Below are 21,376 nucleotides of genomic sequence, written 5' to 3' on the forward strand. Positions count from 1 at the left end.
GCGCGGCTGCGCCCTCCGGTGCATTTTCAGCAATGTTACTCGTGAGTAACTTGTCATGCAAGGGTCGAATCCCGGAAAACGGGCCTTCGCCATTGAGCCAGCCGGGCCGGCGCCGATTCCTGCCAACTTCCCCCGGACGGGGGAGGCGGATCACCCTGACCGGGGAAGCATGGCCTGTCCCGGGACGGGATCGTGGAAGCATGACTATCAACCATAAGAAAACCGTACGGAAACCGTTGTTGCCCACGACCAACGGCAGCGCAACCCGTGGCAGCTTCCTCGCATCGGGTATTGCCGTTTTTGCTGCCGCCTACGCCATGATCGGCGCCATATGGGGCTTGTCCGGAAGTCCGTTCCCGGTGGGGGACGCTGACCCGTATTCGATGGCCCTGCTGTTCGGCGCGCCGCACGCGGTAGTGGGCTGGGCCCTGGTGGTCCTTGCCGCAGTGGCAGCAGTGCTCGCCGCAGTGTCTGCGGCCAGTCTCAAGGCAGGCCGGCCGCCAGCGTTCCTCAGGGCGGCGGTGATCACGATGGCCGCCGTTTTGTGCCTCGTAGCCTTGGTGTTGGTGGGTGATACCCGCCTGCTCTCCGTCCTTGGCTATATTCCGGTGATCCTTGCCAAGGTCTCCCATGACCCGCAGATTCAGGAGGCCCTGCCACGGCTGTTGGATATGTCGCTGTTGAACCTCGTGGCATTGGCTGCCGGCGCCGCCCTTTGGGTGGCTCTGGCGGTGGTGGTGGATCGCAGCCACCGTGGTGCCTGCCCTCGGTGCGGACGCGGCGAAGACACGCTTAGGGGGCCATTTTCGGCGGCGTCCGCATCCCGGTGGGGACGTATTGCTGTTGTCATTGCAGTTGCCGTTCCCCTGGTCTATGCCACAACCAGGATCTTCTGGGCCTTCGGCGTACCGCTCGGGCTGGACGCCTCCATCCAGGATGACATGGTGGCGAAGGGGATGGATTCAAGTGCCCTTGGTCTTGGCGGCATGGCGCTTCTGGGTGCGGTCTTGACCATCGGGCTCGTGCAAAGGTGGGGCGAGGTCTTCCCACGGTGGATCCCTGGACTGGCCGGAAAACGGGTACCGATCAGTCTTGCGGTCATTCCTGCCGCGTTCGTTGCCATGGCGATCATTCCGGCATCGGTCACCATGATCATGATGGCGGGAACGTCCTCGGACTCGATCGTCCCCGCTTTCAGTGCTGACAACTGGGCTCCCTTTGGTCCGGCCTTCCTCTGGCCGCTGTGGGGCGCTGCACTGGCTGCGGCAACCCTCGCCTACTATCTGCGCAGGCGGGGAACATGCCCTGAATGCCGCCGCAACGGCTGATAGGGAACAATGTTGAGCGTGACGGGCACCAAGTCGAGGGGGAGATGGCTGGCCGCGGCAACGCGGACGGCCGTTTTCCTCATGATCGGTGGACTGCTTGCCGTACCGTACGGAGCGGTGGTGGTGTGGATCGCTCAGCTGTGGCGGTTCGCCGGCGACAACCTGCTCGCCGTGCCCAGCGGCCTGGTTATTGGGGCAGGCCTGCTGATTGTTCCTGCCACCTTGAAAGTCATGCGCACCCTGGAACGCACGGCGGCCAATGAGCTGTTGGGCACGGCCCTGACCGAACCGACGGGACCTGCAAAGCTCAGTGACATCGCCCGCGGTGCTGCATGGTTCCTGGTGCATCTGGCAACGGGCGCGCTGGCGGTAGTGGTTCTTGTCTTTGTGTTACCAATCGTCGTTGTGTACGCGATCGCTCCCGTCGCTGGAGGCGTTGCCGTCACCGGGCCACTGGCGGCCCAGCTCCTGCCCGGGGCTGATCCCCTCGCCGCGACGTGGATTGTGCTTGCGGCGTGTGCAGGTGCCGTTGCCATCCTCGTCTTGGCGGCGAGCCAACTGCGGATCTGGGCAGTCCTGTTTCTGGGGCCGTCCGAGCAGGAAAAGCTGGCCATCGCCCAGCGCAAGGCACGTGAGCTTGCGCGGCGCAATGAGCTCGCCCGGGAACTCCACGATTCGATCGGCCATGCGCTGGCCATTACCACCCTCCAGGCGGCAGCAGCGCGCCGGCTTGTGGTGACGGACCCTGGGAAGGCAGTGGAAGCCATGGCTGCGGTGGAGAACACCGGACGTGCGGCAATGGAAGAGCTGGACCAGGTCCTGGGCGTCCTCCGTGCACCAGCCGATACCCATGAGGCCGGCATACCCGGCCCGGCGCCGCACACCTTGGCCGAGGTGTCCGAACTGGTGGCGCAGCACCGCTACGCCGGATTACGGGCCACGCTCCACGTCACCGGGGACATCGGAACGGTGCCCGAACTACAGGCGCGCGAGGCGTACAGGATTATCCAGGAAGGACTGACGAACGTGGCCAAGCATGGAAGCGGGAAAGGTTGTGACGTGGAGGTTTCGATTATGGGAGGAGAGTCGGCCGGGAGGGTGGGAATCCACATCATAAACCCGGCTCCGGACGCCGCACATCCTCAACCGGAGCAGCCGCTTGAGCTGCATCAGGAAGGCCGACCCACCCAGTGCGGACATGGGCTGGCCGGTCTCCGGGAACGCACAGTCCTCCTGGGCGGCACTTTCCAGGCGGTCGTTTCGGACGGCACGTGGCATCTCAACGCTGACCTGCCTTGGCAAAACCGGGAGAGGGGGAAATGAGATGATCACGCTGCTGATCGTGGATGACGAGCCACTGGTCCGTTCCGGACTGCGGGCCATTCTCGAAGGCGAGCCGGACCTGGAAGTTGTTGGGGAAGCCGGCGACGGCGCGGAAGTCCCGGCCCTCGTGGGGCGTCTGCGCCCGGACGTGGTGCTGATGGATGTCCGGATGCCGCTTGTAGATGGCATCCAGGCAACCCGGAGCCTCCTGGGAAACGACCGCACGCGCGGGAGTGTTCCCAAGGTATTGGTGCTGACCACCTTTGGAAGTGATGACTACGTCTACCAGGCCTTGAGGTGCGGAGCCGCAGGCTTCCTGCTCAAGCGTTCACGGCCGGAGGAAATCATTCAGGCCGTGCGGACAGTAACATCCGGGGACAGCGTGGTGTTTCCTGAGTCAGTCCGGCAGCTGACCGGGCCGGGCCACGAGGGCGCTATGGCTACGGTACTGGACGCACTGAGTGCGAGGGAGAAGGAAGTGCTGGCCGAACTGGCATCGGGCCGGAACAATGCCGAAATCGCGGCCGGACTTTTCCTCAGCCCGGAAACAGTCAAGAGCCACATAGCCTCGCTGCTGGGCAAATTACAGGTGCGTGACCGCACGCAAGCCGTGATCCTGGCTTACGAGACCGGCTTCATTAAGCCTGGCCGCAGTCCAGCCAGCCGGTCAGCTGCTGATCGCGGCGGCCGGACTGGAGTTTAGGAAGGGCACTACTCCGCAGGCTTGTTTTCCTTTACCGGCAACGGCTCCGGGTCCAGGAAGGCGGCGGCGATGACCGGCGCCGTAAGCTGCACCTGCCATGGCCGGGCACCAAGATCGGCCAACTGTTCCGCCACGGTGGATTCGGAGATTTCCGACGGCGGCCGCCAGGCAAGGCGGCGCAGGAAGTCCGGAGTCAGCAGGTTCTCCAGCGGCAGGTGCAGTTCATTCGCGAGCTCCTGGAGGAGCGGCCGGGCAGTAGCCAACCGCGCCGCGGCTTCCGGATCCCGGTCCGCCCAGACCCTCGGCGGGGGCGGCGCATTGGTGGGCAGGTGCAGCGGCGGGAGTTCCTCGAGATCGCGGGCAATGCCGATGCAGCGCAGCCAGCGTGGCGCTTCCCGCTGTGCTGCGCGGCCATGGAAACCTTTGGTGGCCAGCAGTTGCGGAACCGTGGCGGGCATGGCCTTGGCCGCAGCCACCAGGGCGGCGTCGGGAATCAGACGGCCGGGAGCGACGTCGCGCTTACGGGCCAGGGAGTCCCGCTCGAACCAGAGTTCCCTCACGGCGGCAAGCTGCCGCCGGTCCCGGATCTGATGCAGGCCCGAAGTCTTACGCCAGGGGTCCACCCGTGGCGGCGCAACTCCGGTCTCGAGGATCGCGGCGAATTCCTGTTCCGCGTACTCCAGCTTTCCACCGGCCGCCAGCAGTTCGATCAGCTCTTCACGAAGCTCCGCCAGGACCTCGACGTCCAGTGCCGCATAACGCAGCCAGGGTTCGGGCAGCGGCCGCGTTGACCAGTCAGCCGCCGAGTGCTCCTTCGCCAGGCCGAAGCCCAGCAGTTGTTCGATCACGGCGGCGAGGCCAACCCGGGGAAGCCCTGCCAGCCGGGCGGCGAGCTCCGTATCAAACAGCTTCGCCGGCCACATGCCAAGTTCGGACAAACAGGGGAGGTCCTGGCTGGCCGCGTGGAGAATCCACTCGACGCCGTCAAGGGCCTCGTTGACGATCTTAAGGTCCTCGAAGGGTTCCGGGTCGATGAGCCAGGTACCTGCACCTTCACGGCGGATCTGGACAAGGAAGGCGCGCTGGCCATAGCGGAATCCGGAAGCACGCTCGGCGTCGACTCCGGCCGGGCCGGTTCCTGCGGCGAGGGCGGCGGCACAGCGCTCCAGGCCGGCCTGGCTTTCAATGACCAACGGCACTCCCTCACGGGGAGCGTCTAGGTCGATGATCTGTGGTACGGCCTCGAAGCCGTCAACCTGGATGTGGGTTTGGGACTCATCCGCCGGGGCGCCGGCGGTGGTGTTGTCCGAGATATGAGGGGTCATGGTGCCCCCAGTTTACCGACAATGGCGTCGATGGCCTGGAAAACGGCGGGCATTGTGCCTTCGTCCGCTAGTTCCGGCGCCGGCCGGGCAGCCCGGAGACGCCGTCGGGGAGCGGTGGCAGGCCGGCGAAAGTGCACACCATGTCGGACCAGGCTTCCAAGTGCGCGCCCACGTCAGGCCCGGAAGGAGTCCAGGAAGCGCGCAATTCGATGTCGATGGTTCCGGGGCGTCCGGCGAGAGTGCCGAAACTCTCCGAAAGTACCCGGGTGGCTGTCCCGCCAGCTGCGCGATACGCCGCTTTGCGGTTCTCCAGGGCTTCCACCAGCCAGGTCCACGCGACGGAGCCGAGCATCTCGTCATTACCCATTTCAGGCTCCAGCTGAGCCCGGATGTAGGTGACGATGCGGAAATCGCCGTCCCAGACCGCCGAGCCGTCGGGATCGTGAAGCAGGATGAAGCGTCCGGTTGCCAGTTCTTCTTCGTCCTCCGGCGAGGCAGCGGCCAGGGCCATTGCGGCCGGGCCATGGACCGGCGTAGTGGTGCCCGAAGCCGGTGACATGACCTCCGCACCCAGCGCTACGGCATAGGGTGCCAGCCGCGACGGCGCAGGGATTTCAGCGAGCCGCAGTTCACTGCGGCTCTTTGCCTTCCGGAGCGTTCCCAGCGCGTGCAGGAAATCTGCGGGAACATGGGCGAGATCGTTCACCATCGCAGAGTACTCAACCCCTTGCGGCATTCGCCGCAGGCACGCCGCGGGATACCAACACCCGGCGGCGTGCGCTAGCCGGTGCTGCCGCCATGGGCAGCCAATTCATTCCGGATGGCGGCGGCGAAATCGTCAACGTCTTCCGCCGTGGTGTCGAACGAGCACATCCAGCGGACCTCGCCAGTGGCTTCATTCCAGTCGTAGAACCGGAAGGACTTTCGCAACCGGTCCGCCACGCCTGGGGGAACAATGGCGAACACGCCGTTGGATTCGGTGACCTGGGTGAGCCGGACGCCGTCGATCCCTTCCACGGCCGTCCGCAGTCGGGCGGCCATTGCATTGGCATGCGACGCGGACCGCAGCCACAAGTCATCTTCCATGAGGGCGATGAACTGGGCAGACAGGAACCTCATTTTGGAGGCAAGCTGCATGTTCATCTTGCGCAGGTACTTCAGCCCCGATGACACTGACGGGTTGAGGGCAACCACCACTTCACCGTAGAGGAGACCGTTCTTGGTGCCGCCCAGGGAGAGGATGTCCACGCCAGCGTCCCGCGTGAAGGCCCGCAGCGGCACGCCCAGGTGGGCGGCGGCGTTGGACAGCCGTGCCCCATCCATATGCAGTGACATACCCTTCGCATGGACGTGGTCTGCCAGTGCCCTGACCTCGTCCGGTGTGTAGCACGTGCCCACCTCTGTGGTTTGGGTGATGGAGACCGCCAGCGGCTGGGCGCGGTGCTCGTCGCCCCAGCCCCAGGCTTCGCGGTCGATCAGCTCCGGGGTCAGCTTGCCGTCGGCAGCCGGGACTGCCAGCAGTTTGATGCCGCCAATGCGCTCCGGGGCACCGTTTTCGTCGACATTGATGTGCGCCGTAGAAGCACAGATCACGGCACCCCAGCGGGGCAGGAGTGATTGCAGCGACAGGACGTTTGCGCCGGTGCCGTTGAAAACGGGGAACGCCTCAATACCGGCCCCGAAGTGGCCTTCCAGGACTTCATGGAGCCGCGCCGTGTATTCGTCGTCTCCGTAGGCCACCTGGTGGCCATCATTTGCGCCGGCCAGTGCTGCCAGCACCTCCGGGTGGATGCCGGAATAGTTGTCCGAGGCAAAGCCCCGCACGGATGCGTCGTGGAGCCGGCCGGCAGGCAACACGCCGCCGGCTACGGAAGAGGTTTTGGTGATGGTGTTCAAGGGAAGGGTCACACTTTCAGTCTATGGCCGTTGATCACTGCTGCGGGGGTGCTGAACAGGCGTACGACGGCGGCAGCGAGGTCATCGACGTCGGTGGCACCGGGAAAGCGGCGCTCAGGCTGCCGTTCCCGCATCGCGCTGTCAACAAGCGATTTAACAACCAGGACGACGGCGGCGGCGGAGCTGCCGGAGCGGGTGAAGCCGTCCGCCACGGCCATTGTCCATGCTTCCGCCGCGGCTTTGGCGGCCACGTAGTTTGCGCTGGCTGCAGCGGGAGCGTCAACCGCCGTCGAGGAGACCATGGCGAACCTGCCGCCGGGGGCAGCCTCGAGTTCGGCGTAGAACTCCCGGGTCACGTTGCGCAGCGTGGTGATGGCCGCCGTCGAGAGGAAATCCCAATCCTCGTCCGACTGCTCCGCAATGCCGGCGGCACCCCGCCAGCCCCCCACGAGGTGGATAACTCCATCCACCCTGCCCGCCAGCGCAGTGACTTCCTTGTGCAGGCTTTGGACCTCCGCGGCATCGGCAAGGTTACAGACAAGGGGCGTGGCTCCGTCGCCCGCTTCGGCTGCGGCGGCAGCGATCCGGCCAGCGTCGGATCCGACCATCAGCACCTGGCATCCTGCGGCCAGGAGGGCGCGGCCCACGGCGATCCCGGAGGAGCCGCTGCCGCCCGTTACCAGGACGGTGCGGCCGGAGGTTTCCGGGGAGCCGGTCACGGCTGGCCGTCTTCGGTGCCGGAGAGTCCGGTGATTCCGGCCGTTGATTCGATGACGGGACGCATCTTCTTCTCCAGGGCTTCGTAGAACATGGACAACGGGAACTCGTCATCCAGGACCTGGTCAGTCAGGCCGCGCGGCGGACCGTCCAGCGGAAGCGCGCCTGGTCCCTTGGCCCATACCGAGGCCGGGTTGGGCGTCACGGTCTCCGAGACCAGCTGGTACGCGGCGAGCCAGTGGGCGGTCTTGGGCCGGTCAATGGAGCGCCAGTAGAGCTCGTCGATGCGGGCACCAAGGGCGATCACAACGTCTGCGGCTTCAGCCCAGTCGATGCTCAGGCGGGTGTCGGTCCAGTGCAGCACGTGGTGCTGGTGCATCCATGCGAACAGGAGCTGGCCGCCCAATCCGTCATAGTTCCGCACCCGTGAGCCGGTGATGGCGAAGCGGAAGATCCGGTCAAAGATGACCGCGTACTGCACCAGGCGGGCGTGCTTGCGGGCCTGGGGGTCGGCGTCGTCATCCTTTTCAATTCGCACCGATTCGCGGAAAGCGGTCAGATCGCAGCGCAGTTCCTCCAGTGAGTACAGGAAGTAGGGCATTCGCTGCTTGATCATGAACGGGTCAAACGGCAGGTCGCCGCGCATGTGGGTGCGGTCGTGGATGAGGTCCCACATCACGAAGGTTTCCTCAGCGAGCTGCTGGTTATCCAGCAGCTCGACGGCGTCGGCCGGAAGTTCCAGGGAGGTGATGTCCGCGGCCGCGCGCAGGACGCGGCGGAAGCGGGCAGCCTCGCGGTCGGCGAAGATGGCACCCCAGGTGAAGGACGGCGTTTCGCGGACCGCCACAGTCTCCGGAAACAGGACGGCCGAATTGGTGTCGTAGCCAGCCGTGAAGTCGAGGAAGCGGATAGGCACAAAGAGCTTGTTGGAGTATTCCCCGGCTTCGAGTCCGTGAATGAATTCCGGCCAGATGACCTCGATCAGCACGGCTTCGACCAGCCTGCTGGTACTCCCGTTCTGGGTGTACATGGGGAAGATCACCAGGTGCTGCAGGCCGTCGATGCGCTGTTCCTGCGGCTGGAAGGCCAGGAGGGAGTTCAGGAAGTCGGGCACCCCGAAGCCGGCATCCCGCCAGCGGATGAAATCCTCCTGTACGGCGTCCAGATAGGCAGTGTCGTGCGGAAAAGCGGGTGCCAGTGAGGCTATTGAAGCCAACAGGATGTCCAGGTGCGAGGAGGCGGTGCGGTGGTTGGCTTCCTCGGGAATCGACCCGTCCTGGACCTGCAATGCCTGCAAAGCGGAGGCAGCCTCCTTAAGCGTTAGCCACTCCGGGTTGGTGGGGGAAATCCGGGTTGCCGCAGACGTTGCAGTCATCATTTCGCGAGGCCTTTCTGGTTGCTTGCCATGTTGTGGCGAGCCTAGCAAGCAACCAGCTCCACTAATCCAAAAACAGCTTGAGCATCAGAAAGACTTTTGCTCAGCACATCGGGCACGGGCTCCAGCCCTGAGGACGGTTGAGCTTAGGACTCGTCCTTGGGGACGAGCTTCAACGAGACGGAGTTGATGCAGTACCTCTGGTCTGTGGGCGTGCCATACCCTTCGCCCTCAAAAACATGCCCCAGGTGCGAATCGCAGTTGGCGCACCTTACTTCCACCCTCTCCATGCCGAGAGTGCGGTCGTGAATGTAGCGGACCCGCCCTTCGGCCAGCGGAGCCCAGAAGGACGGCCAACCGCAGTGCGAATCGAACTTTTCGTTGCTGGTGAAGAGCTCGGCCCCGCACGCACGGCAGTGATAGACCCCTGCCGTGTGGGTGTCCCAGTACTCACCGGTGTAGGGACGCTCGGTGCCAGCCTGCCGGAGCACCTGGAATTCCTCCGGCGTCAGTTCCTGGCGCCATTGGTCATCAGTTTTTTCGGCTGGGTTTGGCACGGATGCTGCACCTTTGTCGTCGAAAGTTTTGTCGATGCTTTTGTCGAATCTTTTCTCAAACGGGTTCATGATGGGTGAACGCTTAGGAGTCCCCAATAAATCCCGAGCCCGCGTACAGGTGCAGCACCGGCAGGCCCAGAACATCCTGTGCCTTGTTCGCCCAGTCCGTGTGGAAGGTATCGGCGATGGCGTGTGGGCGCGTCACGACTACAGCCTGCGTTGCCGATAGTTCCTTGACCTTGGCGATCAAGCCGTCCACCGCCCGGCCTTCGACGATCTCGCCGCTGACACCCGTGCCTACACCTTGGAGGGTGCGCAGCGAAGCGGCGAGCGTTTCTGCCGCCGCCGTCCGTTCGGCCGCCGGGTCCGGTGCCTTCGGCACGAGTTCACGGAATGCCTTGGCAACCTCCAGCATGGAGAGGTTTTCAAGGAAATCGACCAGGAGGTGTCGTTCTGTGTTGGCCGGCACCAGGACTACAAGCTGCGCATCGCGTCCATCCACCAGGCTTTCAATGTTCTGTCGGTCTTCTGTAACCAGCGGCTCTTCGGTCAGGATGACAATGGGATCACTCATGCCCACAGCCTAGTACCGCACACGCGCTGCCGCACCGACCTGCACAGTTCCTCCGGCGAAGGGCTTCGGCGTGGCAGCGCCACGATGCGCGAAGCCGGCCTCAGTGCCGGTAAGAATAGATGCATGGCATCTTCCCACCGCCCCGATCCGGCGGCGACCGAGACCGGCTTGTCCACCTCCACTAAGTGGGGGATTGGCGGACTCATCGCGGGCGGTGCGCTCGGCGCTGCCGTGGCCACGGGGTCATCGACGTTGGCCGTCTACTTTGCCCGGCGGGTGATTACTCCTGTCAGGCAGCGGGTGGAAGACCAGGAAATCCTCGCCGTCACCCGCGAAGGCGACTCCCTCCAGGTAATTCTTGCGGCGAACGCGGACACCACTGTTGAAGGTACTTACGGACTGTTTTTCGACGGCGGCAAGGGCCACGCCAGGATCGGCCGGATTGTGTCCTACTCGCCGGCAGAACGCACGGTGCAGCGCGACGTCGAGCAGGTGTACGCGGGAGATCTGGCCAAGGCTGCCCGAGGCTACTGGAGTGGTGTCACGTACCCTGACCTGGAAACAGCGGGGATTGCCTCGGAAGACGTGATGGTGGACGTCGAGGGCGGCCGGGCGCCGGCTTGGCTGGCACGTCCCGCGGAGGAATCGGCCACTGGCCAGGGTTTCGGAACCGGGCACACTGCCGGAGGGGGTATTTGGGCGATTATGGTGCACGGCCGGGGCGCCACCCGGCAGGAAGCCCTCAGGGCTGTGACGACAGCCCGGAGCCTGGGACTCACCAGCTTGCTGGTGTCCTACCGGAATGACGGGCTGGCGCCCTCGGCGGACGACGGCAGGTACGGACTCGGCTCCACAGAGTGGCGTGACGTTGACGCTGCGATCGATTACGCGCTGTCCAACGGGGCAACGGAAGTGGTGCTGTTTGGCTGGTCCATGGGCGGCGCCATCTGCCTCCAGACCGCTGACCTCTCGAAGCACCGCCACCTGATCCGCGCCATGGTGCTGGACGGCCCCGTGATCAATTGGGTTGATGTCCTGGCCCACCATGCGCAGTTGAACAGGATTCCCTCGCTGGTGGGACGTTACGGCCAGATGATGCTGGGGCATCCGCTGGGCAAGCGGTTGACCGGGCTCGCTGCGCCGGTGGACCTGAAGGCCATGGACTGGGTTTCCAGGGCTGTTGAGCTGCGCACTCCGACCCTCATCGTGCACAGCGTCGACGATGAATATGTGCCCTACCGTCCATCCGCAGAACTCGCCGAACGCAATCCGGAAATGGTCACCTTCGAGATGTTCCACCGAGCCGGCCACACGAAGGAATGGAACGTTGACCCTGAGCGGTGGGAAGGCGTGGTCAGGGCCTGGTTGAACGCCCAGCTGGCACCGCGGACTGACCCGGGCCAGGGCCTGCCCGCCTGACTTCCGCGGAGCCTCCAGGTTGCCTGCAACCAGCAGCGCAGGGCGGTCAGCGCCCCGGCCGCCGCTGTGCTGCTATGGGCGCTGTTACAGCGCGGGTCAGGCGGATGAGGTCTGCGGGCGCAAGTTCGATGTCAAGACCCCTCCGGCCGCCAGAGACCAGTATGGATTCAAGCTGCAGGGCGCTGGCGTCAATAACGGTAGGGGAAGCCTGCCGCTGCCCCAACGGAGAAATGCCGCCCAGGACATAGCCGGTACGCCGCTGGGCCGTCGCGGGGTCTGCCATGGCGGCCTTTTTGCCACCTAAAGCGGCGGCGATGGACTTCAGGTCCAGGTTTCCGTTGACAGGAACCACACCCACCGCGAGGCTTCCATCGACGTCAACGAGCAAGGTCTTGAAGACTTTCGCCGGATCCACGCCCAAGGCCTCGGCGGCCTCGATTCCGTAACTTTCTGCACCCGGGTCATGGACATAGGGACGGAGTACAAAGGAGACGCCCGCGGCCGTCAAAGCGACGGTGGCGGGCGTTCCGGAGGCAGGGGACCTGCGTGCCATCTGGCGTCCTGCTCAGTTGTTGGCCTGCAGGTTTGCCACAGCGGCTGTTTTTCGCTTGATGCGGCCCAGCATGGCCGTCATTCCCCGCATGCGCAGGGGCGTGATGGCGCGGGTGAGGCCGAGGAGCTCGGGCATGTCGTCCGGAACGGCCAGGATTTCCCGGGCGGTCAGCCCGTCAAGCCCTTCATGCAGGACAGCGGCAAAACCGCGGGTGGTGGGAGCCTCGGGGGGAGCCTTGAAGAAGAGCCTGATGCGGTCCCCTGAATCGGCCGGTTCCGTTTCGATAGTCAGGAACAACGGCGACTGGCACTCAACCACCTGCTCCAGGAGCTCAGGGTGGTTGCCAAGACGCTCCGGGAGGTCCGGCAGGCCGCGGGAGAACTCCAGCAACAACTGCAGCCGTTCGGGCTCGGTCATGGCCTGGAAGTCGTCAACGATTTCCGCCAGGGCGGGAGGAAGCTCAGTGGTAGTCATCAGTTCAAGTTTACGCAGTCCGGGCAGGGATTTCCGCATGCCCGGACTGCGCTGTTATTGCCTGCTCTTACATCTGTTGTTATTGATTGCTGATTGCTGTTCCGGACCTGCTATTCCGTGCCGGGAACAGTGCCGGGTTCCGTGCCCTTAACGATAGGAACGCGGACTGCATTTCCCCATTCCGTCCAGGAACCGTCGTAATTACGGACGTTCTCAAAACCGAGCAGGTACTTCAGGGCAAACCAGGTGTGGCTGGACCGCTCGCCAATCCGGCAATACGCCACGACGTCGTCACCGGCCTTCAGGCCGGCCTCGCCGAGATACAGCGCCTCGAGTTCCTTGCGGCTCCGGTAGCTGCCATCCTCTGCGGCCGCGCGGGCCCAGGGCACGGAGGCCGCTGTGGGGATGTGGCCGCCGCGGAGGGCACCTTCTTCGGGGTAGGCAGGCATGTGGGTACGCTGGCCGGAGTATTCCTCGGGGGAGCGGACGTCGATGAGCGGGTTGCCCAGGTGCGCCAGCACGTCTTCCTTGAAGGCACGGATCGGGGTGTCGTTGCGTTCCACTACGGGGTAGTCGCCGGGCTCCGGGGTGGGGGTTTCGGTGGTCAGTTCACGGCCTTCGGCAATCCACTTGTCCCTGCCGCCGTCGAGCAACCGGACGTCCTCGTGGCCGAAGAGTGTGAATACCCACAGCGCGTAGGCAGCCCACCAGTTGGACTTGTCTCCGTAGATCACCACGGTGCTGTCCCGGGAGATCCCCTTGGCTGCTGCGAGCCTCGCAAACTGTTCGCCGTTGACATAGTCGCGGGTGACTTCATCGTTGAGGTCCGTGTGCCAGTCGATCTTGACGGCGCCCGGGATGTGGCCGGTCTCATACAACAGGACGTCTTCATCGGATTCCACCACTACCAGTTTCCCGTCCCGGGTGGCGCCATCGGCAAGGGCCGCTGCCAGCCATTGAGTGGAAACGAGCTTCTCTGGCTGGGCGTAGGCGGCGAATTTTTCGTTCTGTTCAACCGGGTAGGTCATTGCATGCCTTTCACTGACGGTCTGCGGATAAGGTTCCACCGTTCCACCTTAACTTTGAGGCCCGCGCATCGTTGCACTCCGTTAACACTGGGAAACATGCCCTGCTGCCGGCTGCCGGATGTGCCGCCGCCCGCCCGGGCCGGTTTCGTTCCGGGACACAGCGCTGTTGCCGGTATTCTGGCTGGGGTAATGACATACAGAGAATGGACCGACTTGGTACAGATTGAACAGCTCGCCGCCCGCACTCCTGCGGTTTCGGTGGACGAGCTCCTCAAGGGTTTTTATCCGTCGCCAAGGTTTGGGAAGGTCTCATTCGCCAGCTATCGGCCTGATCCCGCACAGCCGAGCCAGTCGGCCGCAGTGCGCGCCCTGGAATCCTTCGCCGACGGTGTGGGCGCCGGCGATGGCGCGGGGTTCCTGAAGAAACTGTTCGCCAGGAAGGACCCCTCGCGCGCCGGGATCTACCTGGACGGCGGCTTCGGCGTCGGCAAGACCCACCTGCTGGCTTCGCTCTGGCATGCTTCCCCCGGCCCCAAGGCGTTCGGAACGTTCGTCGAATACACCAACCTGGTAGGAGCGCTGTCCTTTCGGAAGACTGTTGATGTCCTGAGCCATTACAAACTGGTGTGCATCGATGAATTCGAACTTGATGATCCTGGCGACACCGTCCTGATGTCACGGCTGATGCGGGAACTGGCTGACGCCGGCGTCAAGCTTGCCGCCACCTCCAACACGCTCCCCGGTTCCCTGGGTGACGGCCGCTTTGCTGCAGTGGACTTCCAGCGCGAAATCCAGGTGCTCGCGGACCAGTTCGATGTATTACGGATTGATGGCGAGGACTTCCGCCACCGCGGCCTGGCGGCCGCACCGCCGCCTCTGAAGAACAGCGAACTGGCGTCACGGATGAAGGCGGAGTTCGATGGCAAGACCGTGGCCCAGGATGAGTTCAATACCCTCATCGACCACCTCGCCGGCGTGCACCCCAGCCGGTACCGGAAGCTGATTGACGGAATCGACGGGGTGGTATGGCGCAATGTCGAAACCATCACAGAACAGTCCGTGGCGTTGCGCTTTGTGGTCCTGGCCGACCGTCTGTATGACAAGGACGTGCCGATCCTGGCCAGTGGCGTGCCTTTCGACAAGCTCTTCACGGAGGAAATGATGAACGGCGGTTACATGAAGAAGTACTTCCGCGCCGTTTCCCGGCTGACGGCACTGGCGCGCGAGGGCCAGAACCACGAACCTTCCTGACGCAGCCCGGGTTCCGGGCGTGGCGCCGTCGTCAGGGTGAGGTTTTACGCAGCACGGCGCGGACCAGAAGGCCTGCAGCCAGCGCCCAGAACGCCGCACCAATGCCAGCCACGGAAAGTCCGGATGCCGCCATCAGGAAAGTGACGACGGCGGGAATCCTGTCCGCAGCTTCCTGCAGCGCCGCAGAAACTGCCGCTGCGAGGGTGCCCAGCAAAGCCAGTCCTGCAACGGCTTCCAACAGGCCGCCGGGAGCCGCGCTGACCAGGGTCACCAGTGCAGCCGAGAAGGCAGCGAGCACCAGATACGCCAGGCCGGACGTGAACCCGGCCACCCAACGCTTGCTCCGATCCGGGCCGGCCTCCTCGCCTGCGGCCAGGGCCGCGCTGAGGGCCGCGAGGTTTATTGCATGGGCGCCGAACGGGGCACCGAGGACTGTTCCAAATCCGGTGAACAGCATGGCCGGGCGCCACGGGGTTTCGTAGCCGAAGGACTTCAGTACGGCCACGCCCGGGATGTTCTGGGAGGCCATGGTCACGATGAACAGCGGGAGGGCAATGCCAACGGCCGCCTGAAGCGTGAACGACGGCGTTGTCCAGACCAGGGCAGGAAGGACTGTGTCAGTGCTGACGGCGGTTCCATTGGAGACGAGGTGGATGGTGATGCCGGCCAGGGCCACCACCAGGGCCGCCGGGACAGACCAGCGCGGGGCAAACCGCATCATCAGAAGCCAGCACAAAATGACCGGCAAGACCAGGGCGGGGACAGTTCCGACGGCCTGGAAAGGCGCAAGGCACAAGGGGAGCAGGACGCCGGCGAGCATGGCCTGTGCCAGGGCTGCGGGGATTCTCGCGAGCAGCCTGCCGAGTGCCGGGACCAGTCCCGTCAACGCTATGAGAACCCCGGTGACCATGAAAGCCCCCACGGCAGCCGGCCACCCGCCGTCGACCATCCCTCCCGCGGCAAGCAATGCAGCGCCGGGAGTTGACCATGCGAGGGTGACGGGCACCCGCGACCGCCAGGCCAGCCACAGGACGGCGACCCCGAAGACCACAGTGAGGGCAAGCAATCCTGACGCTGCCTGCCCGGCGTCTGCGCCCACGGAACGGAGCCCGGCAAGCACCACGGCGAAAGAGGACGTAAACCCAACGAGGGCAGTCACGATCCCGGCAACGATTGCCTGGGACAGCGGAGTCCGGGGGCCGGAAGGGGTAGTTGTAGCTGAACGCGGGGCCGGTGAATCGGCGGTTGGAAACTTCGGCATAATCGGCAAGATTACCCTCCGGCACCCGGACAGAGGATTCCGCAGCCTGCTCTGCCAAACGAACCGGTTAGCTGAACGGGGGGTTAAACGACGAAGGTGCAGACACCGCCTCCCGGCGGGATCTGCACCCTGTTGACGTTTTAGGGCAATCCCAGGATTACCGCGTAACTCCGTTACGGAGTCTGCTCGGTAGCCGGAGCCTTTCCAGGCTTGCCGTCTGACTTGTCAACCAAGTTAGAGGCGCCATTCTGGACGGAGTCGATGTGGCCGGAGTACTTGCCGCCGGTCTTGGAATCGACGAAGTCACCGGCCTTGGTGATTCCATCCTTGATGGCCTGTTCATTGCCGTGGATGAGACCCTGAGCCTTGCCCTTAAGACTGTCAATTAGTCCCACGAGCACCTCCCTTCAGTTGCGGAGCCAGTTCGCTCCTCCACAATCGATCCTAGCTCCGGGGCAGCAGGGAGCCAAGGAATTCTGTGCACTGGCATGAGGATGCGCCAAGGGCGAACAGGACGGGGACCATGGGACTGCCGGCGAACCGGCAATTGGAAGGCACAAAAAAGCCTCCATCCTGTTGACTCTCGTCATCAGATGGAGGCTCTCATTGGGAGTGGGCGATACTGGGATCGAACCAGTGACCTCTTCCGTGTCAGGGAAGCGCGCTACCGCTGCGCCAATCGCCCGGAGTTCCGGTCGTAAACCAGTTGCTTTCCCCAGCAGAGAGCGGACGACGAGATTCGAACTCGCGACATCCACCTTGGCAAGGTGGTGCTCTACCAGCTGAGCTACGTCCGCAAAAGAAGCAAGTTTCCTTGCCTGGTGGGCGATACTGGGATCGAACCAGTGACCTCTTCCGTGTCAGGGAAGCGCGCTACCGCTGCGCCAATCGCCCAATGCTCACCGGAGTAATCCGGAAACCATGGTTTTCACCGAGGTGGGTACGGGATTCGAACCCGTGTAAACGGCTTTGCAGGCCGCTGCCTCGCCTCTCGGCCAACCCACCATGTAGGCATTGGTCCCGAAGAACCTTTGCCTTGACAGTGTCCTACGAGCGGACGACGAGATTCGAACTCGCGACATCCACCTTGGCAAGGTGGTGCTCTACCAGCTGAGCTACGTCCGCATTTTGGAGTCCGGGTGCACTGCCGCAGGCGGCATTCCCTCGCTTTCCAACGAGTAAGAACTCTATAGGAGGTTTACGGATTCTCCAAATCAGGCCCTCTCCTACGTCGCGGAAGGGCCCAAAATCCTTGAAATTCCGCGGCTAAACCGAATTACACCCATGTAATTTCCCGGCGCTGGACCCTTGGCGCCGCGGTAGTTCCGGCCCGATTTCCAAAACTCTTCCGGGTCAGCTAGCATTCAAAGGCATCAGGGCGATTGGCGCAGTGGTAGCGCGCTTCGTTCACACCGAAGAGGTCACTGGTTCGAACCCAGTATCGCCCACCGATCAAAGAGTCCGCCTTTTACTGTTTGCAGTATCGGGCGGACTTTTTTGTGCCCGGTTTTTTTGTCAGTCCCTTGTGAAAGAGTCACTGTATGACCGCTCCGTTATTGGCCCACGCTACTGAATATGGCCGCATGTACGCGCGCTCCACCAGCGCGCCCTATACCGTCCCGTCCATCACCACCGTTATTGGCCAGCAGCCTCACGGCCTTGATGGGTGGTTCGGTTATATGGCCGCTAACGGACTGGCGCAGGATCCACTCCTGGCCGAGTCGCTGGGCAGTCCGGCCAAGTTGAAGCAGGCCGTGAACAGGGCTGCGAAGGCGGCGGAGACTTACCGCGATGGTGCTGCCAAACGTGGGGACCGTGTGCACGGCTACTGCGAACAGGTCGCCCTGCGCGCCCTCGGGCGTCCGCACACCATGAAGGAAGCCCGGGCCGCGCTGGCCGCCAACGGGGAAGAAGGTTTTGCTGCCCGGTTCGATGAATGGTGGGATCTCTACCAGGTGGAGCCCTTGGCGCCGGAGATCACCGTCTGGAACCAAACTGTAGGTTACGCGGGCACCCTGGACCTCGTCGCCAGGATCAACGGCAGGATCTGCCTGATCGACTATAAGACCAAGGGCACCAGCAGGGACGGCACGGTCAAACCACTCGACGCAAAAGTGGTGATGCAGTTGGTGGCAGGCATGAAGGCGGAAGAAAGCCTGGTGGATGGCGTCGCGGGCGAGTGGGAGGCCTGGAAGTACGGCGAGGCCCCGCTGCTGTTGGCCGTCGCCATCGGAGAAACGGAGGTCCGCCCGGTCCGGGCCAATCCCGAGGTCCTGAAGCATTACTGGTGGAAGTTCTGCGCCCTGCGCCGCGTCTGGGAACTGTCCGCGGATGCGCTTAACGCGGGCAACCCCCTGCTGCCCGTTGCGCCACCTGCCTTCGTGCCGGCAGGAAGTCCCCGGGCCTAGCCGGGCTCCCGCTGTATCCGCCAGGAACTAAACTGGATTGGCTCCTGTATTCCGCCACCCCTAAGGATTAACTTTTCATGGCCATTCTTACTATCCGCATCATCGGCGATCCTGTGCTCCGCACGGTGGCTGATCCCGTGACGGAGTTTGGGCCCGAGCTGGCCAAGCTGGTTGCCGATATGACGGAAACCATGGAAGACGTTGACGGCGCAGGTCTGGCAGCGCCGCAGGTAGGAATCAGCCAGCGGGTCTTCACCTACCGGATCGATGGTGTCGAGGGCCACATCGTTAATCCGGTCCTTGAAAACAGCGACGATTTCCAGCCGGACCAGGTGGAGGGGTGTCTGTCTATCCCTGGCCTGGGCTTCCCGGTCCGGCGTTTCCGCAGCACCAAGGTCACCGGCGTCGACATTCACGGCAACCCGGTGTCACTGGAAGGTGAGGGCCTGCTGGCACGCTGCTTCCAGCACGAAACCGATCACCTCGATGGCATCCTCTTTACCGATCGCCTTGAGGGCGAAGACCGGAAGGCAGCCCTGCGGTCCATCCGCAACGCCAACTATGCCGCTGTTGCAGAACGCACGACGTCGGAACGCGCCAAGACCGTCGGTTCAAGTTTCGGAACCTCCGGGCCGGCCGCTGGCAGCTTCGGCGCCGGTTCATGAGGGTACTCTTTGCCGGAACACCGGCGGTGGCTATTCCCTCACTGGAAGCCCTGGTCCAAGCAGGATTCGATGTTGTCGCTGTACTGACCCGGCCGGACGCGCCGCTGGGACGGGAACGGGTCCTGACGCCGTCGCCGGTTGCCGCGCGGGCTGAAGAGCTCGGGATCCCGGTCATCAGGGCAGCGCGGGTCGACGCCGACGTGACGGCACAGATTGCCGGGACGGCGCCTGACATCGCTGCGATTGTGGCCTACGGAGGCCTTATTCCACGGCCCGCGCTGGCTGTTCCGCAGCACGGCTGGGTCAACCTTCACTTTTCACTCCTTCCCGCCTGGCGGGGCGCGGCCCCGGTCCAGCGCTCCATCATGGCCGGTGATGATGTCACGGGCGCCGTCACGTTCAGGCTCGAAGAAGGCCTGGATACCGGGCCCGTCTTCGGAACACTCACTGAGGCAGTTGGGCCCAGGGACACCTCCGGCGAACTGTTGGAACGATTGTCCCGCAGCGGTGCTGTTTTGCTGGCCCAGACACTGTCTGCCATCGAGGCCGGCCAGGCCAGCCCGGTGCCGCAGCAGGGCGACGTGACCCTCGCGCCCAAACTTTCCCTCGAGGATGGCCGGGTTGACTGGCAGCAGCCTGCCTTGGCTATCGACCGGCAGGTACGCGGTGTCACTCCTGAGCCGGGCGGCTGGACATCACTGGCGGGCCAGCGGGTCAAACTCGAACCAGTCAGGCCGGATCCCTCTGCAGGGGACTTGCCCCCTGGCCGGGTTGAACTCCGCGGTAAAGCTGTCCTGGTGGGCACGGGCTCCCATCCGGTGGAATTAACCAGGGTTCAGCCTGCGGGCAAAAAGATGATGGCCGCGGCTGATTGGGCCCGCGGAATGGCTTCCCATGAAAGCGTGGTGTTCGAATGAGCGGATCTGCAGAGTCAGGCCGTAACAGCGGCAGGGGCCGTCCGGACAACGGCGGCAAGAAGCGCGGCAACAGCAAGGGTGGTGGCGCGCGGCGGGATGCCCAGGGCAGGGAACGCAACCGCAGCGCCCAGCGCAGCTTCACCGAAAACGCTCCGTCACAGCGCACCCGGCGCGCCGATCCTGCGAGGCTGGTGGCCTTTGAGGTCCTCCGCGCAGTGGCCACCGAGGATGCTTATGCCAACCTGGTGCTGCCGGCACGGATCCGCCACCACCGCCTTGACCGGCGGGATGCCGGCTTCGCCACCGAGCTCACCTACGGTGCGCTGCGCGGCCAAGGGACCTACGACGCCATCCTGGCCCGCTGCGTGGACCGTCCGCTGGACCAGCTTGATCCCGCGATCCTTGACGCTTTGCGGATCGGTGTCCACCAGTTGCTGGCCATGCGCGTCCCGGCGCATGCCGCCCTTGACCAGACGGTGGGGCTTGCCCGTGCAGTGATTGGCGCCGGTCCGGGCGCGCTGGTCAACGCGGTGCTCCGGAAGGTGGCAGCCCGAACCATGGAGGAGTGGCTCGGTGAATTGGTCAGTGGTGAAACCGATCCAACACGGATTGCGTCCCTTAAATTTGCCCACCCGGAGTGGATTGTCCGCGCCATGCGGCAGTCCCTGGTAGCCCACGGCAGGCCGGCCTCCGATATCGACCAGCTCCTGGAAGCGGACAACGCCGCTCCCGTGGTGAACCTGGTGGCACTGCCCGGACTCGGCAGCCTTGATGAGGCCCTCGAAGGTGGTGCTACTCCCGGCGAGCTGGTGGAGGGCTCCGCACTCAGCAGCGGTGGCGACCTCGGCCGGTTGGCTTCCATCCGCGAAGGAAGCACCAGGGTCCAGGACGTAGGTTCCCAGCTGGTGGCCCGGGCGCTGGCCGCAGCAGACATCGAACCGCAGGCAGGCTCGGAACATGGTTCTGGCAACAGGCCCGAAGCGTGGCTCGACCTCTGTGCCGGGCCTGGTGGAAAGGCCGCGTTGCTCGCTGCCCTCGCCCGTCGCTCCGGAGCAACGCTGCTGGCCAATGAACCCGCACCCCACCGTGCCAAACTGGTGACCCAGGCTCTGGCCGCCGTGCCCGCGGAAACCTGGAGCGTTCGAACGGGGGACGGGCGCGATGTCGGAACCGCTTACGCAGAGACCTTTGACCGGGTGCTGGTTGATGTTCCCTGCAGCGGCCTCGGTGCCCTGCGCCGGCGCCCGGAATCCCGGTGGCGACGTACCCCAAAGGACCTGGCGGACCTTGGCCCGCTGCAGCGCGAACTTCTGAATTCTGCCATTGACGCTGTCCGCCCGGGCGGTGTCGTGGCTTATGTCACGTGCTCACCACACCCAGCGGAGACCACTGCCGTGGTCAGCGATGCCCTCCGGAAGCGCGAGGACCTGGAACTGCTGGATGCAGGCGCAGTCCTGGATTCCGTCAGCCTGCCGGGTTCCCTGAACGCCGGTCATGAGCAGACTGCGCAGTTGTGGCCGCACGTCCACCAGACCGACGCCATGTTCCTCGCCCTTATCCGGAAGAAACTCTGAAGTCCTGACGCCCAGCCCTGACCGAAAG

21 protein-coding genes and 6 tRNA genes are annotated in these 21,376 nt (G+C 64.2%); 10 read left to right on the forward strand and 17 right to left on the reverse strand.

Annotation, left to right across the window (positions count from 1 at the left end):
* Window positions 1–200: 200 nt before the first annotated feature.
* The 3 genes from ACWA13_RS08255 to ACWA13_RS08265 are packed head-to-tail and all read left to right on the forward strand — an operon-like array spanning window position 201 to window position 3,354.
* Entirely contained in the window at window positions 201–1,328 is a 1,128-nt protein-coding gene (locus ACWA13_RS08255) for a hypothetical protein (protein ID WP_463937649.1), read from the forward strand.
* 18 nt (window positions 1,329–1,346) lie between these two features.
* Window positions 1,347–2,651 carry a sensor histidine kinase gene (locus tag ACWA13_RS08260; RefSeq protein ID WP_463937650.1) on the forward strand — a complete coding sequence of 435 codons (1,305 nt, stop codon included), beginning with the start codon at window positions 1,347–1,349 and terminating at the stop codon, window positions 2,649–2,651.
* A gap of 1 nt (window position 2,652) precedes the next feature.
* Window positions 2,653–3,354, forward strand: coding sequence for a response regulator transcription factor (locus ACWA13_RS08265; RefSeq protein WP_463937651.1), 702 nt, complete (start codon window positions 2,653–2,655; stop codon window positions 3,352–3,354).
* Window positions 3,355–3,362: 8 nt separating this feature from the next.
* Here ACWA13_RS08265 and ACWA13_RS08270 read toward each other — a convergent pair whose 3' ends face one another.
* The 7 genes from ACWA13_RS08270 to ACWA13_RS08300 form a co-directional block, all read right to left on the reverse strand.
* The gene (locus tag ACWA13_RS08270; RefSeq protein WP_463937652.1) at window positions 3,363–4,679 is read right to left on the reverse strand and encodes an HRDC domain-containing protein; all 1,317 of its coding nucleotides are present in this window, start codon (window positions 4,677–4,679) and stop codon (window positions 3,363–3,365) included.
* 67 nt (window positions 4,680–4,746) lie between these two features.
* On the reverse strand, window positions 4,747–5,388 hold the full coding sequence (locus ACWA13_RS08275; protein WP_463937653.1) for a DUF3000 domain-containing protein: 642 nt from the start codon (window positions 5,386–5,388) through the stop codon (window positions 4,747–4,749).
* A 71-nt stretch (window positions 5,389–5,459) separates the two neighbouring features.
* Window positions 5,460–6,566, reverse strand: a complete 1,107-nt coding sequence (locus ACWA13_RS08280) for a threonine aldolase family protein (protein WP_463937879.1) — start codon at window positions 6,564–6,566, stop codon at window positions 5,460–5,462.
* A gap of 17 nt (window positions 6,567–6,583) precedes the next feature.
* Window positions 6,584–7,294 (reverse strand): SDR family NAD(P)-dependent oxidoreductase, encoded by a 711-nt coding sequence (locus ACWA13_RS08285; protein ID WP_463937654.1) that lies wholly within the window; start codon window positions 7,292–7,294, stop codon window positions 6,584–6,586.
* Window positions 7,291–8,667 (reverse strand): DUF6421 family protein, encoded by a 1,377-nt coding sequence (locus ACWA13_RS08290; RefSeq protein ID WP_463937880.1) that lies wholly within the window; start codon window positions 8,665–8,667, stop codon window positions 7,291–7,293. Before ACWA13_RS08290 ends, ACWA13_RS08285 begins: the two co-directional genes overlap by 4 nt.
* Window positions 8,668–8,813: 146 nt before the next feature.
* Window positions 8,814–9,293 carry a peptide-methionine (R)-S-oxide reductase MsrB gene (gene msrB, locus ACWA13_RS08295; protein WP_463937655.1) on the reverse strand — a complete coding sequence of 160 codons (480 nt, stop codon included), beginning with the start codon at window positions 9,291–9,293 and terminating at the stop codon, window positions 8,814–8,816.
* A 13-nt stretch (window positions 9,294–9,306) separates the two neighbouring features.
* Complete coding sequence (locus ACWA13_RS08300; protein ID WP_463937656.1) at window positions 9,307–9,798, reverse strand: hypothetical protein; 492 nt, start codon at window positions 9,796–9,798, stop codon at window positions 9,307–9,309.
* A gap of 123 nt (window positions 9,799–9,921) precedes the next feature.
* Between ACWA13_RS08300 and ACWA13_RS08305 the strand changes: the two genes are divergently transcribed.
* A complete protein-coding gene (locus tag ACWA13_RS08305; RefSeq protein WP_463937657.1) occupies window positions 9,922–11,217 on the forward strand; it encodes an alpha/beta hydrolase family protein in 1,296 nt (431 codons plus the stop codon).
* A gap of 46 nt (window positions 11,218–11,263) precedes the next feature.
* On the opposite strand, the gene ybaK is transcribed toward ACWA13_RS08305, so the two are convergent.
* The 3 genes from ybaK to ACWA13_RS08320 all read right to left on the reverse strand — a co-directional run bounded on the left by ybaK (window position 11,264) and on the right by ACWA13_RS08320 (window position 13,272).
* A complete protein-coding gene (ybaK, locus tag ACWA13_RS08310) occupies window positions 11,264–11,770 on the reverse strand; it encodes a Cys-tRNA(Pro) deacylase (protein ID WP_463937658.1) in 507 nt (168 codons plus the stop codon).
* 12 nt (window positions 11,771–11,782) lie between these two features.
* The gene (locus ACWA13_RS08315) at window positions 11,783–12,244 is read right to left on the reverse strand and encodes a SufE family protein (RefSeq protein WP_463937659.1); all 462 of its coding nucleotides are present in this window, start codon (window positions 12,242–12,244) and stop codon (window positions 11,783–11,785) included.
* Between the two features lie 110 nt (window positions 12,245–12,354).
* Window positions 12,355–13,272, reverse strand: a complete 918-nt coding sequence (locus ACWA13_RS08320; protein ID WP_463937660.1) for a sulfurtransferase — start codon at window positions 13,270–13,272, stop codon at window positions 12,355–12,357.
* Between the two features lie 213 nt (window positions 13,273–13,485).
* Here ACWA13_RS08320 and zapE point away from each other — a divergent pair, with 213 nt between their 5' ends.
* Entirely contained in the window at window positions 13,486–14,523 is a 1,038-nt protein-coding gene (zapE, locus tag ACWA13_RS08325) for a cell division protein ZapE (RefSeq protein ID WP_463937881.1), read from the forward strand.
* Window positions 14,524–14,554: 31 nt separating this feature from the next.
* On the opposite strand, the gene ACWA13_RS08330 is transcribed toward zapE, so the two are convergent.
* From ACWA13_RS08330 to ACWA13_RS08360, 7 genes are all read right to left on the reverse strand, one after another.
* Entirely contained in the window at window positions 14,555–15,784 is a 1,230-nt protein-coding gene (locus ACWA13_RS08330) for a benzoate/H(+) symporter BenE family transporter (protein WP_463937661.1), read from the reverse strand.
* 173 nt (window positions 15,785–15,957) lie between these two features.
* Window positions 15,958–16,179, reverse strand: a complete 222-nt coding sequence (locus tag ACWA13_RS08335; RefSeq protein WP_463937662.1) for an antitoxin — start codon at window positions 16,177–16,179, stop codon at window positions 15,958–15,960.
* Window positions 16,180–16,397: 218 nt separating this feature from the next.
* Window positions 16,398–16,469 (reverse strand) — tRNA-Val (locus tag ACWA13_RS08340).
* Between the two features lie 39 nt (window positions 16,470–16,508).
* Window positions 16,509–16,581: transfer RNA gene (locus tag ACWA13_RS08345), tRNA-Gly, on the reverse strand.
* A 22-nt stretch (window positions 16,582–16,603) separates the two neighbouring features.
* Window positions 16,604–16,678 (reverse strand) — tRNA-Val (locus ACWA13_RS08350).
* Window positions 16,679–16,718: 40 nt separating this feature from the next.
* A tRNA-Cys gene (locus tag ACWA13_RS08355) sits at window positions 16,719–16,789 on the reverse strand.
* Between the two features lie 47 nt (window positions 16,790–16,836).
* Window positions 16,837–16,909 (reverse strand) — tRNA-Gly (locus ACWA13_RS08360).
* A gap of 251 nt (window positions 16,910–17,160) precedes the next feature.
* Between ACWA13_RS08360 and ACWA13_RS08365 the strand changes: the two genes are divergently transcribed.
* The 5 genes from ACWA13_RS08365 to ACWA13_RS08385 all read left to right on the forward strand — a co-directional run bounded on the left by ACWA13_RS08365 (window position 17,161) and on the right by ACWA13_RS08385 (window position 21,348).
* Window positions 17,161–17,232, forward strand: a tRNA-Val gene (locus ACWA13_RS08365).
* 93 nt (window positions 17,233–17,325) lie between these two features.
* Window positions 17,326–18,192, forward strand: a complete 867-nt coding sequence (locus ACWA13_RS08370; protein WP_463937663.1) for a cytochrome — start codon at window positions 17,326–17,328, stop codon at window positions 18,190–18,192.
* A gap of 77 nt (window positions 18,193–18,269) precedes the next feature.
* On the forward strand, window positions 18,270–18,857 hold the full coding sequence (def, locus tag ACWA13_RS08375; RefSeq protein ID WP_463937664.1) for a peptide deformylase: 588 nt from the start codon (window positions 18,270–18,272) through the stop codon (window positions 18,855–18,857).
* The gene (gene fmt, locus ACWA13_RS08380) at window positions 18,854–19,774 is read left to right on the forward strand and encodes a methionyl-tRNA formyltransferase (RefSeq protein ID WP_463937665.1); all 921 of its coding nucleotides are present in this window, start codon (window positions 18,854–18,856) and stop codon (window positions 19,772–19,774) included. The genes def and fmt overlap by 4 nt, the downstream gene beginning before the upstream one ends.
* Window positions 19,771–21,348: an RsmB/NOP family class I SAM-dependent RNA methyltransferase gene (locus tag ACWA13_RS08385; RefSeq protein ID WP_463937666.1), complete on the forward strand. Its 1,578-nt coding sequence runs from the start codon at window positions 19,771–19,773 to the stop codon at window positions 21,346–21,348. Before fmt ends, ACWA13_RS08385 begins: the two co-directional genes overlap by 4 nt.
* The last annotated feature ends 28 nt before the right edge of the window (window positions 21,349–21,376 follow it).

It is taken from the genome of Pseudarthrobacter sp. TRD_SC_9 (assembly GCF_055361265.1).

Bases quoted from the DNA above. Each gene is read 5' to 3' on its own strand.
- ACWA13_RS08255 (WP_463937649.1), top strand. From the start codon at position 201: ATGACTATCAACCATAAGAAAACCGTACGGAAACCGTTGTTGCCCACG.
- ACWA13_RS08265 (WP_463937651.1), top strand. From the start codon at position 2,653: ATGATCACGCTGCTGATCGTGGATGACGAGCCACTGGTCCGTTCCGGA.
- ACWA13_RS08270 (WP_463937652.1), bottom strand. From the start codon at position 4,679: ATGACCCCTCATATCTCGGACAACACCACCGCCGGCGCCCCGGCGGAT.
- ACWA13_RS08275 (WP_463937653.1), bottom strand. From the start codon at position 5,388: ATGGTGAACGATCTCGCCCATGTTCCCGCAGATTTCCTGCACGCGCTG.
- ACWA13_RS08290 (WP_463937880.1), bottom strand. From the start codon at position 8,667: ATGACTGCAACGTCTGCGGCAACCCGGATTTCCCCCACCAACCCGGAG.
- msrB (WP_463937655.1), bottom strand. From the start codon at position 9,293: ATGAACCCGTTTGAGAAAAGATTCGACAAAAGCATCGACAAAACTTTC.
- ACWA13_RS08300 (WP_463937656.1), bottom strand. From the start codon at position 9,798: ATGAGTGATCCCATTGTCATCCTGACCGAAGAGCCGCTGGTTACAGAA.
- ACWA13_RS08305 (WP_463937657.1), top strand. From the start codon at position 9,922: ATGGCATCTTCCCACCGCCCCGATCCGGCGGCGACCGAGACCGGCTTG.
- ybaK (WP_463937658.1), bottom strand. From the start codon at position 11,770: ATGGCACGCAGGTCCCCTGCCTCCGGAACGCCCGCCACCGTCGCTTTG.
- ACWA13_RS08315 (WP_463937659.1), bottom strand. From the start codon at position 12,244: ATGACTACCACTGAGCTTCCTCCCGCCCTGGCGGAAATCGTTGACGAC.
- ACWA13_RS08320 (WP_463937660.1), bottom strand. From the start codon at position 13,272: ATGACCTACCCGGTTGAACAGAACGAAAAATTCGCCGCCTACGCCCAG.
- ACWA13_RS08330 (WP_463937661.1), bottom strand. From the start codon at position 15,784: ATGCCGAAGTTTCCAACCGCCGATTCACCGGCCCCGCGTTCAGCTACA.
- ACWA13_RS08370 (WP_463937663.1), top strand. From the start codon at position 17,326: ATGACCGCTCCGTTATTGGCCCACGCTACTGAATATGGCCGCATGTAC.
- def (WP_463937664.1), top strand. From the start codon at position 18,270: ATGGCCATTCTTACTATCCGCATCATCGGCGATCCTGTGCTCCGCACG.
- fmt (WP_463937665.1), top strand. From the start codon at position 18,854: ATGAGGGTACTCTTTGCCGGAACACCGGCGGTGGCTATTCCCTCACTG.
- ACWA13_RS08385 (WP_463937666.1), top strand. From the start codon at position 19,771: ATGAGCGGATCTGCAGAGTCAGGCCGTAACAGCGGCAGGGGCCGTCCG.